Below are 15,551 nucleotides of genomic sequence, written 5' to 3' on the forward strand. Positions count from 1 at the left end.
CTTTGGCCTGACAGACGATATCCAATAAATTTTGACGCGCCGCGCGCCGAAGTATAGGGCGCGCCCATGCTCACCGTCGAAGAAGCCCTAGATCGCGCACAGATGCTGTGCGGTGCCGCCACCCGCGCTGGCGCCGACGCCGCCGACGCCCTTTATTATTGCAACGCCTCCACATCGGTCTCGATGCGGCTGGGCAATCTCGAAGATGTCGAACGATCCGAGGGGCAGGACATCAGCCTGCGGGTCTTTGTCGGCCAACGCAGCGCCAGCGTTTCAACCGCCGATATGGATGAAGGCGAGTTGGCAAGCCTCGTCGAACGCTGCGTCGCCATGGCGCGCGAAGCCCCCGAGGATATTTATGCTGGCCTCGCCCCCGCCGACCGCTTGCTAAAAGATACACCGCCCAACCTTGATCTTGATGACGGCAGCGAAGCCGATCCGCAGGCACTGCGCGAAGCCGCTCTCGCCGTCGAAGAAGCTGCGCGCGCCGTCGCGGGCGTCACCAACAGCGAAGGGGGCAGCGCCAGCCACAGCCGCACCCGCTTCGCGCTCGCCACCAGTCACGGGTTCGTCGGCGGCTATGGTGCCAGCGGCCACAGCCTGTCGGCCAGCGTCATCGCAGGCGAAGGCGCCGCCATGCAACGCGACTATGGCTGGCACAGCGCCCATTATGCCGAAGATATGGAAAGCGTCGACGCCATCGGTCTGCGCGCCGGTTCGCGTGCCGTCGCGCGGCTCAATCCCGGTAAAGCTCCCGTCGGCAAAGTGCCGATATTCTTTGATCCGCGCGTAGGCAGCAGCATCGTCGGCCATTTGCTCGGTGCGATCAGCGGCCCCGCCATCGCGCGCGGCACCAGCTTTTTGCTCGGCAAGGAAGATCAGGATCTGTTCGATTCCGCGATCATCATTCGCGACGAGCCGCATCGCCTGCGCGGTCTGCGTAGCCGGGCCTTTGACGGCGAAGGCCTGCCGACCGCAGCGCGCGACATCGTTGCCAATGGCCGCATAACCGGCTGGTTGCTCGATACGGCTTCAGCGAAGCAACTTGGGCTGGCCCCGACCGGACATGCGAGCCGAGGCGGCGGTGCATCGGGCGTGAGCACGAGCAACCTCCACCTTGCCCCCGGCGCGCAAACGCCCGCCGCGCTGATGGCCGATGTCAGCGAAGGCATCTATGTCACCGAATTGGCTGGCCAAGGCGTCAATCCCGTCACTGGCGATTATAGCCGCGGCGCGACGGGCTTTGCCATTCGCGGCGGCCAGATTGCCGAACCCATCGCCGAATTCACCATCGCCGGCAATTTGATCGCCATGTTTGCCGCGATGACCGCCGCCGACGACCTGGAATTTCGTCACGGCGTCGATGTTCCAACCCTGCGTATTGACGGCATGACCGTCGCCAGCAGCTAGGGCGCACGTACCAATGCTAGGCCGCAACCTCGAAGCCATGATCGCCGCCACGCGCGAAGTCGGCGACATGGCGATGGCGCGCTTGCGGGGCGAGGGCAAAGCAGTTGATGTCCAGTATAAATCGCCCAACAATCCTGTAAGCGACGTCGATCTGGCTGTTGATGCGCGGTTGAAGGCCGTTCTGGGCGCGATGGTGCCAGAGGCGGGATGGTTGTCCGAGGAAACCGCCGACAACGCCGATCGGCTGTCGTGCCGCGCCATGTGGTGCGTCGATCCGATCGACGGCACCCGCGATTTCATCCGTGGTCGTCCCGGCTGGGCGGTGTCGGTGGCGTTGGTTGTTGATGGCGCGTCCGAGCTGGGCGTGCTCTATGCGCCCGCGCTGGATGAATTATGGGTAGCACAGCGCGGCAAAGGGGCGGTGCTGAACGGCGATCCGCTGCGCGCCAGCCAGCGTCAGAAATTTGCCGGATCGCGCGTCCCCGCCGACGCCCTGCCCAGTGTCGACAGCGATCTGGTCATCGTGACCAAGCCGAACAGCATCGCGCTACGCATGGCACTGGTCGCCGATGATCGCGCCGATCTGGTCGCGACCTTGCGCTGGGGTTATGAGTGGGATGTGGCCGCCGCCGCGCTGATTGCCACAGAGGCGGGTGCTACCGTGACCGATGCTTTTGGCGCGCCGCTTGTTTTCAACACCCCGCGCGCCCAGGCCTTTGGCGTAATTGCCTGTGCGCCAGCCATCCATGCTGCAGTCGTCGACCGGTTGGCGGAGCGCGCCAAAATGCTGGCACCAGCCGGTTAGCAGGCTTGACATCGGGGCCGACTCACCGTAACGGCCCAGCCATTCCGACATCATATCCGGACGGCGAAGCGCGCCTGCGCATCGTGGTCCGTTTTTGCGTTGGAACCAGACGCTTTGAGATGGGACCAATTGCCAACGGTCCTGTGGAGCAGGAGAAAGAAACACATGGCACGTATTGCGGGCGTCAATTTGCCCACCAACAAACGCGTTATTATCGCGCTTACCTATATCCACGGCATCGGTCGTCAGACCGCCGTCAACATTGCCACCAAATTGGGAATCGACCACGCTCGCCGCGTTCAGGACTTGTCCGACGCCGAAGTGCTGCAGATTCGTGAAACGATCGACGCTGACCTGACGGTCGAGGGTGATCTTCGCCGCAACACGGCGATGAACATCAAGCGCCTGATGGACCTCGCCTGCTATCGCGGCTTGCGTCATCGTAAAGGTCTGCCGGTTCGTGGCCAGCGCACGCACACCAATGCGCGCACCCGCAAGGGCAAGGCCAAGGCTATCGCTGGTAAGAAGAAGTAGGGTCTGGCCCTTCGGGACCGAAACGCTTTTTCTTCGCCGGGACTGCTCATTTCCTAGCACCACCGGCATACACACAGATTTTCAGGATACGGGAAAAATATAATGGCTCGTGAACCGCAGCGCCTTCGTCGGCGCGAACGCAAAAACATCTCATCGGGTGTCGCCCATGTCAACGCGACCTTCAACAACACGATGATCACCATCACCGACGCACAGGGCAATGCCATTGCCTGGTCGAGCGCCGGTACAATGGGATTCAAGGGCAGCCGCAAGTCGACTCCCTATGCCGCACAGGTTTGTGCCGAAGACGCTGGCAAAAAGGCCGCCGATCATGGCGTCCGCACGCTGGAAGTCGAGGTCAAAGGCCCCGGTGCTGGTCGTGAATCGGCGCTTCGTGCGCTGCAAGCGGTGGGTTTCCACATCACATCCATCCGTGACGTGACCCCGATCCCGCATAATGGTGTCCGCCCGGCCAAGCGCCGCCGCGTCTGATGCCTTTTTCCCGGACCGGCGGCATGTGCCGCATGGTCCGTCTATTGAATTCACGCCGGACGGCTTGGCTCCACCCCTCGCCCGTTCCGCCAAAAGCAAAGGGAAAACCATGACTGTCAATATCCGGAACTGGCAGGAATTGAAGAAGCCCAGCAACCTGGAAATCAAGGCTGGCAGCGACGGCAAGCGTAAGGCAACTTTTGTTGCTGAACCGCTTGAACGTGGCTTTGGTCTGACGCTGGGTAACGCGCTGCGTCGCGTTCTTCTGTCGTCGCTTCAGGGGGCGGCGATCACGTCGATCAAGATCGAGAATGTTCTGCATGAATTCTCGAGCCTGACCGGCGTGCGCGAAGATGTCACCGACATCGTCCTCAACGTCAAGCAAATCGCCCTCCGCATGGAAGGCGAAGGCCCCAAGCGGCTGCAGCTTTCGGCCACTGGCCCCGCAACGGTCAAGGCTGGCGACATCATGGTGTCGGGTGACATCAAGGTGATGAACCCCAGCCATGTCATCTGCCACCTCGACGAAGGCGCGACGCTCAACATGGAATTGGTTGCCGACAGCGGCAAGGGCTATGTCCCCGCGACTGCCAACCGCCCCGCTGATGCGCCAATCGGCCTGATCCCCGTCGATTCGCTTTATTCGCCGGTGCGTCAGGTTGCGTACAAGGTCGACAATGCCCGCATCGGGCAGGAACTGGACTATGACAAGCTGAACCTGACCGTCGAGACCGACGGTACGGTCACGCCCGAGGATGCCGTCGCTTATGCCGCGCGCATCCTTCAGGACCAGTTGCAGGTTTTCGTCCACTTCGAAGAAGCGATGAACGACAGCGGCCTGATCGGCGTGGCAGCCCCCTCGGCAACCAGCGACGAATCCGATGTCAACCAGCTCAACCGCTTCCTTCTCAAGAAGGTCGACGAGTTGGAACTGTCGGTGCGCTCGGCCAATTGCCTCAAGAACGACAATATCATCTATATTGGCGATCTGGTGCAAAAGACCGAAGCCGAAATGCTTCGCACCCCGAACTTTGGCCGCAAATCCTTGAATGAAATCAAGGAAGTGTTGTCGTCGATGGGTCTGCGCCTTGGCATGGACATCCCCGGCTGGCCGCCCGAAAATATCGAGGAAATGGCCAAGAAGCTTGAACAAGAGCTGCTGGGTTAAACAGATTAAGCCCTTCTCCTTCAGGGGAGGGGCAATGAGACTTAGGTTTGGCGTAGCCGGGCCTTAGTCGCAGTGGGGTGGGGCAATGGGCCTTGCGCAATGCCGACGGCCCCCACCCGCTGCAACTAGCCAGCAAAGAAGCTGGCGAGTTTCGCTGCCCTCCCCTGAAGGGGAGGGTGAAATCACTACGGGAAAAGGTTGCCCCGCAAGCAACCTGGTCTGGGCTACCTCATACGGGCCTTTAACAAACGAAGGACGATATCATGATTCATAAAACCGGTGGCCGCAAGCTTCAGCGCACCAGCGCGCACCGCACCGCCCTGTTCCGCAATATGTCGGCCGCACTCATCAAGCATGAGCAGATCCTGACCACCGTCGCCAAGGCAAAGGAACTGCGCCCCTATGTCGAAAAGTTGGTCACGCTGGCCAAGCGCGGCGGGCTTGCCAATCGTCGTTTGGCGATGGGTCGCTTGATGGACGATGCACAACTGTCGAAGCTGTTCAGCACAATTGCCGACCGCTATGCAGACCGCAACGGCGGTTACACCCGCGTCATCAAAGCCGGCATCCGCGCTTCGGACGCCGCTCCGATGGCGATTATCGAATTTGTCGACCGTGACGTTAGCGCTAGAGGCCAGGATTCAGGCCCGGCGATGAACGCAGAGATGGAAGAGGCGTAAGCCACACACTCTCTCGCCTTCACAGGCAAAGACCAAGGGGACCGAAAGCACCACGCTTTCGGTCCCCTTTACTTTGGCCGAAGCGCGCGAAGGCGCTTGCCCTCGCTCCGTACCGTCCTACATTGGCAGCACGCCTGACGAAAGGAGCGCCCTGTCATGCGACCGCGCCCCCTTCACGCCTTGCTGGCGCTCACAGCCCTGATGATGCCATCAACCGGGGTGTTGGCGCACGACAGCCGGACAGCCATCACCATCGCAAAGGACAAGAGCATCGCCTATCCCGACACCCGTCGCGACGCTATCGTCGAAACCCAATTTGGCGTCGCGGTTGCCGATCCCTATCGTTGGCTGGAGGATGACGTCCGCGTCAATCCGCAGGTTGCCGACTGGGTGACGCGCGAAAATGCGGCCACGCAAGCCTATCTGAAAAACCTGCCGGGACGCGACGCGCTGGCGAAGCGGATGACCGAACTGTTTGATTATGAACGCTTTGGCGTCCCGCGCAAAGCCGGGAGCCGTTATTTCTACACCCGCAACGACGGGCTGCAGCCGCAATATATGCTCTATGTCCGCGAAGGGCTGAGGGGAGAGACGCGGGTTCTGATCGACCCCAATGGCTGGGCTAAGGACGGCGCGACGGCGCTCGGCGAATGGGTGCCTTCCGAAGATGGGAGGCACTTGCTTTATGCGGTGCAGGACGGCGGCACCGACTGGCGCATCCTGCGCGTTCGCGATGTCGATAGCGGCGCAGATCTGCCCGACGAAATTCGCTGGGTGAAATTTTCGAGACTGGCATGGGCCAAGGACGGCAGCGGATTTTACTATTCGCGCTTTCCCGCTCCCGCCAAGGGCGCGGCGTTTCAGTCGCTCAACGAAAATCACGCCGTCTATTTCCACGCACTGGGGACGCCACAAAGCGCCGATGTCCTAATCCATGCCACGCTCGACCGTCCTAAACTCAACCATGGTGCAGAGGTCACAGACGATGGGAAATATCTCCTCGTCACCTCGTCTGAAGGAACCGACGAGCGCTATGGCCTGACGCTCTACGCGCTTCGTAAAGGAACAAGAAAGCCGGTCATACTGGTCGCCGATTTCGCCAATGACTGGAACTATGTTGGCAACAAGGGGCCGCATTTCATCTTTTTGACCAACAAAGATGCGCCGCGTCAGCGGCTGGTCGAAATGAACATCAAGCATCCCGAAAAACTGACCGAACTGGTGGCCCAAACCGCCGGAACACTGGTCGGCGCGACGCAGGTCGGCGAGCGCATCATCCTGTCCTATCTCGGCGATGCCAAATCAGAGGCGCGGATGGTCAGCCTGTCAGGCAAGCCGATTGCCGAAATCCATCTCTCCAATATCGGGTCAGCCGCAGGGTTTGGCGGCAAACCGGATGATCCCGAAACCTTTTACGCCTTTTCCAGCTTTGCACGCCCGACAACCGTCTATCGTTTCAACACGGTCACCGGTAAGAGCGAGATTTTCGCCGCGCCCAAGCTGAATTTTGACCCCGATGATTTTTCGGTCGAACAGCGCTTTTACCCATCAAAAGACGGCACGAAAATTCCGATGTTCGTGGTGATGAAAAAGGGCCTCGACCAGAGCAAGGGATCGCCGACGCTGCTCTACGGTTATGGCGGGTTCAATATTGCCCTGACGCCAGGCTTTTCGCCGACGCGGCTTGCATGGCTTGATGCGGGCGGCGTTCTGGCCATCGCGAACCTGCGCGGCGGCGGCGAATATGGCAAGGCGTGGCACGATGCGGGGCGGTTGAGCCACAAACAGAATGTGTTCGACGATTTCATCGCGGCTGGCGAGTTTCTGATCGCCAACAAGATCACCGGCAAGGGCCAGCTGGCGATAGAGGGCGCGTCAAATGGCGGGCTGCTCGTCGGTGTCGTGACCAACCAGCGGCCCGACCTGTTCGCCGCCGCGCTGCCCGCCGTCGGGGTGATGGACATGCTGCGCTTTGATCGCTTCACCGCCGGCCGATATTGGGTTGATGACTATGGCTATCCCGGAAAAGAAGCTGATTTCCGCAACCTGCTCAGCTATTCACCCTATCATAATATCAAGGACGGCAGCGCCTATCCCGCGATCATGGTGACGACCGCCGACACCGATGACCGGGTCGTGCCGGGGCATAGCTTTAAATATGCGGCGGCCCTGCAACATGCCGATATCGGCAGCAAACCGCACCTGATCCGCGTCGCAACGCGCGCAGGCCACGGCTCTGGCAAACCGACCGACAAGATTATTGCCGAAGCGTCGGACAAATATGCCTTCATCGCCCGGTGGACCGGACTGAAGATTGCACCGTCTGAAGGGTCTGCCCGCGCCCCCATGGACGCGGCGCAAAGCCAGTAGCGCCTATTTTGGTGGCAAGCGGTCGCGAACTTCGCCCAGACGGTCGTTGATGCTGAAGATCACCATGTAAATCTCGATCAATATCCGCCACACCAGCGTTCCAAAGAGCAGGCCGACGACCGAGAGAATCAACATTCCCAGTCCAGATGCAACCGAATAGGCCAGCATACTCACGGCACCGATCAGAGCGATAACGGCCCAAACGACAATGCCAACCAGTCCTAGCCAATAGACAAGTTTCAAAATTGTCGGTGCGACCATCTTGTCGAACTTGAAAAGATCGCCAAATTCAAATCCACCCATCATTCTTACTCCCCATGTTTACCGAAGCGACGGAACAGAACTGCACCCAGCGCTTGGTTGGTAAAGTCTCGCATGTTTCCGCTATTCTGCAAGACCTGATATCGGCGAGCGGATATAGCGACACAACCCGCCGGCTACGGCGTCTCAATTTTGGAAAGCCGCGCCATGTCCTTTGCCTTTGCCCCCAGCGCCACCACAGCCAGCGAGCAATGGCGCGAGGTGGGTGATGCCGCGACTGCGCTGACGGCGGGCGAGTCCGACGGTATCGCCAATATGGCCAATGTCGCCGCCCTGCTGTGGCAAGCCATCCCCGACCTCAACTGGGCAGGATTTTACCGCTTTGACGGCAACGAGCTGGTTCTTGGCCCCTTTCAGGGCAAAGCGGCGTGCATCCGCATAGCGCTCGATAAGGGCGTCTGCGGGGCGGCGGCACGCGACCGGACGAGCCAGCGGGTCGAGGATGTGTTCGCTTTCCCCGGCCATATCGCCTGCGACGCCGACAGTCGCAGCGAACTGGTCGTACCGATTGTCGTCGATGATCGGCTGGTCGGCGTCCTCGACCTCGACAGCCCGCATCCCGGTCGCTTTTCCGATGTCGATCAAGCGGGGGCCGAAGCGTTGATCGATCGCATCGCCCATACGCTGGGATAGCCCCTCCTGCCCCAAAATGGGACGCAGGTGCGAAGGTAAACGGATTCGCGGAAAAGCGATGAATTTGCTAACAGACTGTTAACCAACCGGTTGTCGCCAACGGGGCAGACGATCAGGAAAGGCGGGAGTTAGCCATGCGCACGATATTGTTATTGGGAGTTGCTGCGGGGTCGCTGTTGCTGGCCGGTCGTGCGACGAGTGCTGAGGTGCCAATGACTGACGCACAACCGCAAACGACCTTGAATCAGTCGGCATCCTATCATGATGGCCAGCTGGATTATCGCATTCCCGCACCAACTGATGGCCGCGTCTATACCGGCTATCCCGACCGCATTCCCAGCGAAGTCGATTATCGCAACGGTGGCGGTGGCTATGATGCCGAAGGACGCTGGACCGGCACCTGGAACGGCACCTATGAAACCCCCGAGGGTCGGCAATATCACGGCACTTATGAGGGCAGCTATGAAGGCCGCGCAGGCACCAGCTATGCGCCGCCGCGCGGCGATTATCGCGCAGGCTATGACGCCGATATGGAACGGCGTTGCGGTCAGGGCGGGCAAATTGGCGGCGCGGTCGTCGGCGGTCTGGTCGGCGGTGTCGCGGGCAATCGCATCGCCGGACGCGGAAACCGCACCGCCGGATCGTTGATCGGTGCCGGCGTCGGCGCCCTGGCCGGTGCGGCAGTGGGCAATGCCAGTGACCGCAAGCGTTGCGACGAATATTATGCCCGCCGCGACAGCTATGCGAATGGCGGCTATTATCAAGGCGGCGGATATCATGGTGCATCCGGCACACGCGTCTATCAGCAGGGCGGCTATGGCTATGGCTATTATTCGCCCGGCGTGGTCGTGACCACCATCATTACCGGCGCGCCCGTGGTGACCGAAACGGTCGAGACCACGACCAAGACCAGCTATGTCAATGTGCCGGTGCGCAAGCGCCGCGTTGCCAAAAAGCGGACCTGGCGTCCCAAACCAAAGCCGCGTTGCAGCTGCTGAGATTGGTACATTTCGATGACGTTGAGCGGCCCGCTTCCCCGACCGGTAAGCGGGCCGTTTGCGGTATCGGACTCGTCTCGTCGCGCCATATCAACGGTTCAGCGCCGCGAAAGCTTCGCGCCGCTATACCATCATCATTGCGGGCCGGATTTCGAGCGCCCGCCCCTTGGGGATGAACCTCGATGCGTAGATTAACCAGCTTTTCCACCGCCGCCGCCATTGTGATTACATCGGTCGGACTTTCCGCAACCTCCGCCGAAGCGCGCGGACGCCATGGCGGATGGGGCCACCGCCACCATGACCGGGTCGATGCCGGCGACGTTATCGGCGGCATTTTGATCCTTGGCACCATCGCCGCCATCGCGGGCGCGGCAAGCAAGTCAAAGGATCGGTCACGGCAAGACCGCGACTATCGCTATGATCCGCCTTATCGCCCCGACGACCAACGTGATCGCAATTATGAACGCCCCGATGAGGAGCGTATTCCCGCGAGCTATCCGGGCAGCTATGACGCAAATTCGCGCGCCAGCGATGCTTGCAGCTGGGCCGTCGAGGGAGACATGGGCGACGGCGCCCGCGTCGACAGTGTCACCGATGCACGTCGCAATGGCGAAGGCTGGTATGTGACCGGCACCGCCTCGACTTCGGATGGCGATGTGCGCAGCTTTGGTTGCACTTATCAGCAAGGGCGCGTCGTCGACGTCCGCTTTAACGACTGACCACCGCGCAGCACAATTCAGCGCATCAAAGGCTCTTTCTCCCTATGCGGTGAAAGGGCCTTTGCTTTGCCTGACAAAGCCTCATCCTTCGCATGAACCTCAGGTAAACCAAGTCTGAACCGCGGATAAGTGCGGGGTTCAGGGGGAGGTCACGGTGCCCCTGCTATACCCTTATCAACGGGTCGCAATTCTGCCGCCTGAAGGTGAAGGAGACCGAACCATGGCTATTCAGCCCCTATCGAAAGCCGCAATTGGTGCGGCCGTTGCTGGCGCAATGATGATCAGCGCCGCCCCTGCCCAGGCACGTGATCGCGACCATGACGGAATTAGCGCTGGCGAAGTGATCGCCGGTGCAGTTGTGATTGGCGGACTTGCCGCCATCCTGTCGAGTAGCAACAAAAACCGCTATGACAGCCGCTATGACAATTATCGCGGTGACCGCTATGGCAATGGTTACAACAACAACCGCTATGGCTACAGCCGCTCGGCCGTGAACAAATGCGTACGCGCCGCCCAGAACCGCGCCAGCCGCTATGGCCGCGCCGATGTGACCCAAGTGACCGGCGTTGATCGCAAGCGTTACGGCTATAAGGTCAAGGGCCGCCTCGTTGTTCAGAACCGCTATCGCGGTCGCGGTGGAAATTATGACAAAGGCAAATTCAGCTGTGTCGTAAACCAAGGCCGCGTTCAGGATATCCGCTTTTCCGGCCTGCGTCGCTAAACACACCTCATAACAAACACCTGAAATACTAACCCGCCCATGCCCGACATGTGGCGGGTTCTTTTTTTGCCCCGCTTGCAACATGGGCTTTGTCATCGCATGAAGCAGTATGATCAAAAACAGCCTGCTCGCAGCCCTGTTGCTGGCGACCCCCGCCGCAACATTTGCCCATGACAATCAGACCAGTGCCGATCCGGCGCGCCTGAAAATGCTGGTCGAAAAACTCGTATCATTCGGCACGCGCCACACCCTGTCCTCCCCCACCGATCCAAAACGCGGCATCGGCGCGGCACGCAGCTGGGGCGCGGGCGAGTTTGCCCGCATCGGCAAGGACTGCGACGGCTGTCTGACCGTTCAACGGATTTCCGACCGTTTTGAAGGCCCCAGAGCCCCAGACGGTGTGATAGTCGAGGATGTTCTGGCCATTCAAAAGGGGACCGGCGACCCCGCCAATGTCATCATGATCGCGGGTCATATTGACAGTCGCGTCACCGACCCCATGAACGCAACCAGCGATGCCCCCGGCGCCAATGATGACGGATCGGGCAGCGCACTGGTGATGGAGGCGGCACGCCTGCTGTCGCAAAAGCCGCATCGCGCAACCATCGTTTTTGCCCTGCTGTCGGGCGAAGAACAGGGATTGTGGGGCGGGACGCTTCTCGCGCGCCATGCCAAGGAACAGGGATGGAATGTCGTTGCCATGCTGAACAATGACATTGTCGGTGGCACCCATGGCACCGACGGGACCATCGTCGACAAGCGCGTGCGCGTCTTCAGCGAGGGCATCCGGTCGTCCGAAGACTTGGACGCACAAATGGCGCGGCGCGGCATTGGCGGCGAAGATGACGGCCCATCGCGAGCGCTGGCCAAAGCGGCGTTGCGGGTCGCTAAGGCCTCACCTGCTATCGGGCTGGAGGTTTTGGCCGTGCGTCGTCCCGACCGCTTTCGGCGTGGCGGCGACCATTTGCCGTCGCTCGCCTTGGGCTATCCGGCAATACGCTTCACAGCCGGAATCGAAGATTATGATCACCAGCATCAGGATCTGCGCACCGAAAATGGCCGCAAATATGGCGACACCGTCGACGAGATGAATTTCGGCTATCTGGCGCATGTCACCGACCTGAACGTCGCGCTGGCGGCCGAGCTGGCCGATGCACCGTCCGCCCCGACGGGGGTTTTTATCGATGGCGCGGTCAGTTCGGATACGACCATTCAGTGGCAACCGGTCAAAGGCGCCGCTGCCTATCATGTCTATTGGCGCCGCGGCGACACGAGCGCATGGACCGACAGCCGACTGGTGCCTGCCACCGCCCCCACAAAGCTGGTGTTGAAACATGTCATCATCGACGACAATTTCTTTGGGGTGTCGGCCGTGTCAAAAGATGGTCAGGAAAGCCTTGTGACTTTCGCGGGTATTCCGCCGCGCCCCTGATAGGGTGCTACACGAAATGGTAAACTTTCGACGTTAATGATCGTGATGGGACCACAATCGGCCCGGGGACTATCTTCCCGGGACAGAAAATGGTCGCCTATGTCACCCAGGAATGACATCGCCGCAACGCAAAGCGGCACCAACTCAAGACAACCGCGTCAATCGCGGCTGGTGAAAGCATCGCTGAGCAGCGACCGCTTTGGCCGGGTCGATGTGCGCGTCCGTAACGTGTCCGAGTCAGGAATCGGGGGACTCAGCGATCTCGCTTTGCAAAGCGGCGAACGGGTAACGGTTCATTTGCCAGGTCATCGACCGATGCAGGGAATTGTCCGTTGGTCCTATGATCAGCGTTTCGGAATCGAAACCGATTCCTCCATTCAGATTGCCCAATTGCGCGCGGCGCATGGCAGCAATTTGCCGTCGACCGACAGCAGCGTTGAATTTCGGATCCTTCCACCGGTCAAGGGCGATTTTCGTCGTCCGTCCGTGAAGCCACGATATGACAAAGTCCAATCCCAGTATATTTGCAAAGACTGGGACAGCTAGGGTCAAGACGAGTCCGCGTTTCAGATAAATGAACCGTCCACAACGGAAAACCGGCGCGGATTTCTCCGCGCCGGCGCCCCCAGTCAGTCTTGGGTAAGTTTGGTTTTAAGCGACGCGGCGCACTTCATTGCCTTCTTCGTCGATGTCGCGCAGCACATAGCCGCGACCCCAGACGGTCTCGATATAATTTTCACCTTCGCAAGCGAGCGACAATTTTTTGCGCAGTTTGCAGATAAAGACGTCGATAATCTTGAGTTCGGGCTCGTCCATTCCGCCATAAAGATGGTTGAGGAACATTTCCTTGGTCAGCGTCGTACCTTTACGCAGGCTGAGCAGTTCGAGCATTTGATATTCTTTGCCAGTCAGATGGACGCGCATACTGTCGACTTCGACCGTCTTGGTGTCGAGGTTGACGGCGAGCTTGCCCGTCTTGATAACGCTTTGGCTGTGCCCCTTTGACCGGCGGACAACCGCATGAATGCGGGCAACCAGTTCGTCGCGGTGGAACGGCTTGGTGACATAATCATCGGCACCAAAGCCAAACGAGCGCACCTTGCTATCCATTTCGGAAATGCCCGAGAGGATCAGCACTGGCGTCTGAACTTTGGACGTGCGCAATTTCTTGAGCACATCATAACCATGCATATCCGGCAGGTTCAAATCGAGCAATATGATGTCGTAATCATAGAGCTTGCCCAGATCCAGGCCCTCTTCGCCCAGGTCGGTCGTGTAGACGTTAAAGCCTTCGGTCGTAAGCATCGTATCGATTGCTTTTGCGGTCGTCGGCTCGTCCTCGATCAACAATACGCGCATTGGACACCCCTTAAATGGTTCCCCTGATGACCCCGTAGATCGGCCCGGCTGGCCTTTCATAGTGTCATCACCCCGACCCCAATGCAGGGCCGCTGGAACATTAACCATGAAACTAATGAAGGGAAAAGGTTAATTTTGATTTAATCTAATGAATCCGGCGAGTCGCTTGCGGCGCAACTGTGCCGGAGTGCCTCGACCAGATAGTCGGAGAGGGCCGTGACCCGCGCCGGACGCAGGCGCGATGGCGGTGATACAAGGTGCAATCCCGACGGTGCCAGAGGCCATTCAGGCAGGATGCGGACCAGCGTTCCATCGGCCAATTCTTTGGCGGCAATGAACTCGGGCATCATCGCAACACCCTCTCCTGCGACAAGCAACGGCACGACTATATCGCCATTGTTCGCAAACATCGGTCCGGTCGGAATGACCGTCGCCTGTTCATCCCCGCGGACAAAATGCATCGGCATCGCCCGATCACGATGACCATAGCCGATCAGCCGATGGCGGCTGAGATCGAGCGGATGGCGCGGGGTGCCGTGGCGTTCCAGATAGGCGGGGCTGGCCATCAGCGCCCGCGGCACGGGAGCGATGGTCCGCACCAAGAGGCTGCTGTCGGGCAGGTCGGCAATCCGCAACGCCAAATCAAATCCCTCCCCGATCACATCAATCTGCGCATCGCTGAGCACCACATCGATCTGCACCGCCGGATGCTGCGCCAGAAAGCGCGCCAGCGGTTCGCCAAGCTTGCGGATGCCAAAGCTCATGGGAACGGTGATACGGATCGGCCCCGACAAATCGGCGCGGTCATCGCGCGCAGCCTCGGTCGCCGCCGCCGCCGCCGCGACCATCGCTTGCGCCTGTTCCAGCAAGCCAGCGCCCGCCGTCGACAATGTCACCGAGCGCGAGCTGCGGTGGAACAAGGTGATGCCCAGCGATGCCTCCAGACGGCTGACCGCTTTCGACACGCTCGCCTTTGACAGGCCGGTTGTCGCTGCGGCGCCGGTAAAGCTGCCATTTTCGGCCACGGCGGCAAAGCAGGCCCAGCCTTCAAAGTCAGGAAGCATCATGCGGATTACCTCTAAAATGGAAACGATATGTTTCAATCTACGCTATTTAGGAAACGATGGAAGTCGCTATTTAGGGTTCAACAGCAACAAAGCGCGGGTCGCCGGACATATCCCGACCCGCCCAGACGAAAGGACGAAACATGATCGAAGTTCGCAAATTCGACAGCCTCGGCCACGCCAACCACGGCTGGCTTGATGCCCGTCATCATTTTTCCTTTGCCAATTATCACGACCCCGACCGCATGGGCTGGGGCGCGCTGCGGGTGTGGAACGATGATGCCATCGCTGGCCAGTCGGGCTTTCCCCCGCATCCGCACCGCGACATGGAAATCATCACCTATGTCCGCACCGGCGCCATCACCCACCGCGACAGCATGGGCAATGAAGGCCGCACGGTCGCTGGCGATGTGCAGGTGATGAGCGCGGGAACCGGCGTGACCCACAGCGAATATAATCGTGAGGACGAGGATACGACGCTGTTCCAGATCTGGATCATCCCCGATTCCGCCGGGGGCAATCCCGGTTGGGGCGCGCGGCAATTCCCCAAGGCCGACCGGTCGGGGCAATTTGTCACGCTGGCCAGCGGGATGGACGGCGATGATGCTTTGCCCATCCGCGCCAATGCGCGGGTTGCCGCCGCCACGGTGAACGCGGGCGACACGGTTCAATATGAACTTGCGTCGGGTCGCCACGCCTATCTGGTGTCCGCCACGGGCAAGATCCGCGTCAATGGTGTCGAGGCCGATGCCCGCGATGGTATCGCGATCCGAGATGTCGACACCATCATCGTCGAGGCGATCGACGACGCCGAACTGGTGCTCGTCGACAGCCTTTAACAAGCT

Annotated in this window: 17 protein-coding genes; 14 read left to right on the forward strand and 3 right to left on the reverse strand. The window is 60.1% G+C overall.

The annotated features are described in order from the left end of the window. Positions 1 to 66 precede the first annotated feature (66 nt). From ACR3XE_RS12730 to ACR3XE_RS12760, 7 genes are all read left to right on the forward strand, one after another. On the forward strand, positions 67 to 1,410 hold the full coding sequence (locus tag ACR3XE_RS12730) for a TldD/PmbA family protein (RefSeq protein WP_473699828.1): 1,344 nt from the start codon (positions 67 to 69) through the stop codon (positions 1,408 to 1,410). A gap of 13 nt (positions 1,411 to 1,423) precedes the next feature. After that, complete coding sequence (locus ACR3XE_RS12735; RefSeq protein WP_473699827.1) at positions 1,424 to 2,215, forward strand: inositol monophosphatase family protein; 792 nt, start codon at positions 1,424 to 1,426, stop codon at positions 2,213 to 2,215. Between the two features lie 165 nt (positions 2,216 to 2,380). After that, complete coding sequence (gene rpsM, locus ACR3XE_RS12740) at positions 2,381 to 2,749, forward strand: 30S ribosomal protein S13 (RefSeq protein WP_473699826.1); 369 nt, start codon at positions 2,381 to 2,383, stop codon at positions 2,747 to 2,749. Between the two features lie 102 nt (positions 2,750 to 2,851). Then, positions 2,852 to 3,241, forward strand: a complete 390-nt coding sequence (gene rpsK / locus ACR3XE_RS12745) for a 30S ribosomal protein S11 (protein ID WP_473699825.1) — start codon at positions 2,852 to 2,854, stop codon at positions 3,239 to 3,241. Between the two features lie 109 nt (positions 3,242 to 3,350). After that, positions 3,351 to 4,409: a DNA-directed RNA polymerase subunit alpha gene (locus ACR3XE_RS12750; protein ID WP_486185786.1), complete on the forward strand. Its 1,059-nt coding sequence runs from the start codon at positions 3,351 to 3,353 to the stop codon at positions 4,407 to 4,409. 263 nt (positions 4,410 to 4,672) lie between these two features. Then, positions 4,673 to 5,089: a 50S ribosomal protein L17 gene (rplQ, locus tag ACR3XE_RS12755; protein ID WP_473699824.1), complete on the forward strand. Its 417-nt coding sequence runs from the start codon at positions 4,673 to 4,675 to the stop codon at positions 5,087 to 5,089. Between the two features lie 156 nt (positions 5,090 to 5,245). Then, positions 5,246 to 7,459 (forward strand): prolyl oligopeptidase family serine peptidase, encoded by a 2,214-nt coding sequence (locus ACR3XE_RS12760; protein ID WP_473699823.1) that lies wholly within the window; start codon positions 5,246 to 5,248, stop codon positions 7,457 to 7,459. A gap of 3 nt (positions 7,460 to 7,462) precedes the next feature. On the opposite strand, the gene ACR3XE_RS12765 is transcribed toward ACR3XE_RS12760, so the two are convergent. Continuing rightward, the gene (locus ACR3XE_RS12765) at positions 7,463 to 7,765 is read right to left on the reverse strand and encodes a DUF4282 domain-containing protein (protein WP_473699822.1); all 303 of its coding nucleotides are present in this window, start codon (positions 7,763 to 7,765) and stop codon (positions 7,463 to 7,465) included. 162 nt (positions 7,766 to 7,927) lie between these two features. Here ACR3XE_RS12765 and ACR3XE_RS12770 point away from each other — a divergent pair, with 162 nt between their 5' ends. From ACR3XE_RS12770 to ACR3XE_RS12795, 6 genes are all read left to right on the forward strand, one after another. Beyond that, on the forward strand, positions 7,928 to 8,413 hold the full coding sequence (locus ACR3XE_RS12770) for a GAF domain-containing protein (protein ID WP_473699821.1): 486 nt from the start codon (positions 7,928 to 7,930) through the stop codon (positions 8,411 to 8,413). Positions 8,414 to 8,547: 134 nt separating this feature from the next. Next, positions 8,548 to 9,411, forward strand: coding sequence for a glycine zipper 2TM domain-containing protein (locus tag ACR3XE_RS12775; RefSeq protein ID WP_473699820.1), 864 nt, complete (start codon positions 8,548 to 8,550; stop codon positions 9,409 to 9,411). Positions 9,412 to 9,593: 182 nt separating this feature from the next. Then, complete coding sequence (locus ACR3XE_RS12780) at positions 9,594 to 10,130, forward strand: hypothetical protein (RefSeq protein WP_473699819.1); 537 nt, start codon at positions 9,594 to 9,596, stop codon at positions 10,128 to 10,130. A gap of 220 nt (positions 10,131 to 10,350) precedes the next feature. Then, a complete protein-coding gene (locus ACR3XE_RS12785) occupies positions 10,351 to 10,851 on the forward strand; it encodes a hypothetical protein (RefSeq protein ID WP_473699818.1) in 501 nt (166 codons plus the stop codon). Positions 10,852 to 10,960: 109 nt separating this feature from the next. After that, the gene (locus ACR3XE_RS12790; protein WP_473699817.1) at positions 10,961 to 12,283 is read left to right on the forward strand and encodes a M28 family peptidase; all 1,323 of its coding nucleotides are present in this window, start codon (positions 10,961 to 10,963) and stop codon (positions 12,281 to 12,283) included. Between the two features lie 99 nt (positions 12,284 to 12,382). Then, positions 12,383 to 12,829 (forward strand): PilZ domain-containing protein, encoded by a 447-nt coding sequence (locus ACR3XE_RS12795; RefSeq protein ID WP_473699816.1) that lies wholly within the window; start codon positions 12,383 to 12,385, stop codon positions 12,827 to 12,829. Between the two features lie 105 nt (positions 12,830 to 12,934). Here the strand turns inward: ACR3XE_RS12795 and ctrA are convergent, their stop codons facing one another. Continuing rightward, entirely contained in the window at positions 12,935 to 13,642 is a 708-nt protein-coding gene (ctrA, locus tag ACR3XE_RS12800) for a response regulator transcription factor CtrA (protein WP_473699815.1), read from the reverse strand. A 140-nt stretch (positions 13,643 to 13,782) separates the two neighbouring features. Next, entirely contained in the window at positions 13,783 to 14,709 is a 927-nt protein-coding gene (locus ACR3XE_RS12805; RefSeq protein ID WP_473699814.1) for a LysR family transcriptional regulator, read from the reverse strand. 140 nt (positions 14,710 to 14,849) lie between these two features. Here ACR3XE_RS12805 and ACR3XE_RS12810 point away from each other — a divergent pair, with 140 nt between their 5' ends. Further along, on the forward strand, positions 14,850 to 15,545 hold the full coding sequence (locus tag ACR3XE_RS12810; protein WP_473699813.1) for a pirin family protein: 696 nt from the start codon (positions 14,850 to 14,852) through the stop codon (positions 15,543 to 15,545). Positions 15,546 to 15,551: the final 6 nt, after the last annotated feature.

The organism is Sphingopyxis sp. 10G20-10 (assembly GCF_057365075.1).

What these genes read in the sequence shown, in the direction of transcription:
- ACR3XE_RS12730 (WP_473699828.1), top strand. Translation starts at nt 67, where the DNA reads ATGCTCACCGTCGAAGAAGCCCTAGATCGCGCACAGATGCTGTGCGGT.
- ACR3XE_RS12735 (WP_473699827.1), top strand. Translation starts at nt 1,424, where the DNA reads ATGCTAGGCCGCAACCTCGAAGCCATGATCGCCGCCACGCGCGAAGTC.
- rpsM (WP_473699826.1), top strand. Translation starts at nt 2,381, where the DNA reads ATGGCACGTATTGCGGGCGTCAATTTGCCCACCAACAAACGCGTTATT.
- rpsK (WP_473699825.1), top strand. Translation starts at nt 2,852, where the DNA reads ATGGCTCGTGAACCGCAGCGCCTTCGTCGGCGCGAACGCAAAAACATC.
- ACR3XE_RS12750 (WP_486185786.1), top strand. Translation starts at nt 3,351, where the DNA reads ATGACTGTCAATATCCGGAACTGGCAGGAATTGAAGAAGCCCAGCAAC.
- rplQ (WP_473699824.1), top strand. Translation starts at nt 4,673, where the DNA reads ATGATTCATAAAACCGGTGGCCGCAAGCTTCAGCGCACCAGCGCGCAC.
- ACR3XE_RS12760 (WP_473699823.1), top strand. Translation starts at nt 5,246, where the DNA reads ATGCGACCGCGCCCCCTTCACGCCTTGCTGGCGCTCACAGCCCTGATG.
- ACR3XE_RS12765 (WP_473699822.1), bottom strand. Translation starts at nt 7,765, where the DNA reads ATGATGGGTGGATTTGAATTTGGCGATCTTTTCAAGTTCGACAAGATG.
- ACR3XE_RS12770 (WP_473699821.1), top strand. Translation starts at nt 7,928, where the DNA reads ATGTCCTTTGCCTTTGCCCCCAGCGCCACCACAGCCAGCGAGCAATGG.
- ACR3XE_RS12775 (WP_473699820.1), top strand. Translation starts at nt 8,548, where the DNA reads ATGCGCACGATATTGTTATTGGGAGTTGCTGCGGGGTCGCTGTTGCTG.
- ACR3XE_RS12780 (WP_473699819.1), top strand. Translation starts at nt 9,594, where the DNA reads ATGCGTAGATTAACCAGCTTTTCCACCGCCGCCGCCATTGTGATTACA.
- ACR3XE_RS12785 (WP_473699818.1), top strand. Translation starts at nt 10,351, where the DNA reads ATGGCTATTCAGCCCCTATCGAAAGCCGCAATTGGTGCGGCCGTTGCT.
- ACR3XE_RS12790 (WP_473699817.1), top strand. Translation starts at nt 10,961, where the DNA reads ATGATCAAAAACAGCCTGCTCGCAGCCCTGTTGCTGGCGACCCCCGCC.
- ACR3XE_RS12795 (WP_473699816.1), top strand. Translation starts at nt 12,383, where the DNA reads ATGTCACCCAGGAATGACATCGCCGCAACGCAAAGCGGCACCAACTCA.
- ctrA (WP_473699815.1), bottom strand. Translation starts at nt 13,642, where the DNA reads ATGCGCGTATTGTTGATCGAGGACGAGCCGACGACCGCAAAAGCAATC.
- ACR3XE_RS12805 (WP_473699814.1), bottom strand. Translation starts at nt 14,709, where the DNA reads ATGATGCTTCCTGACTTTGAAGGCTGGGCCTGCTTTGCCGCCGTGGCC.
- ACR3XE_RS12810 (WP_473699813.1), top strand. Translation starts at nt 14,850, where the DNA reads ATGATCGAAGTTCGCAAATTCGACAGCCTCGGCCACGCCAACCACGGC.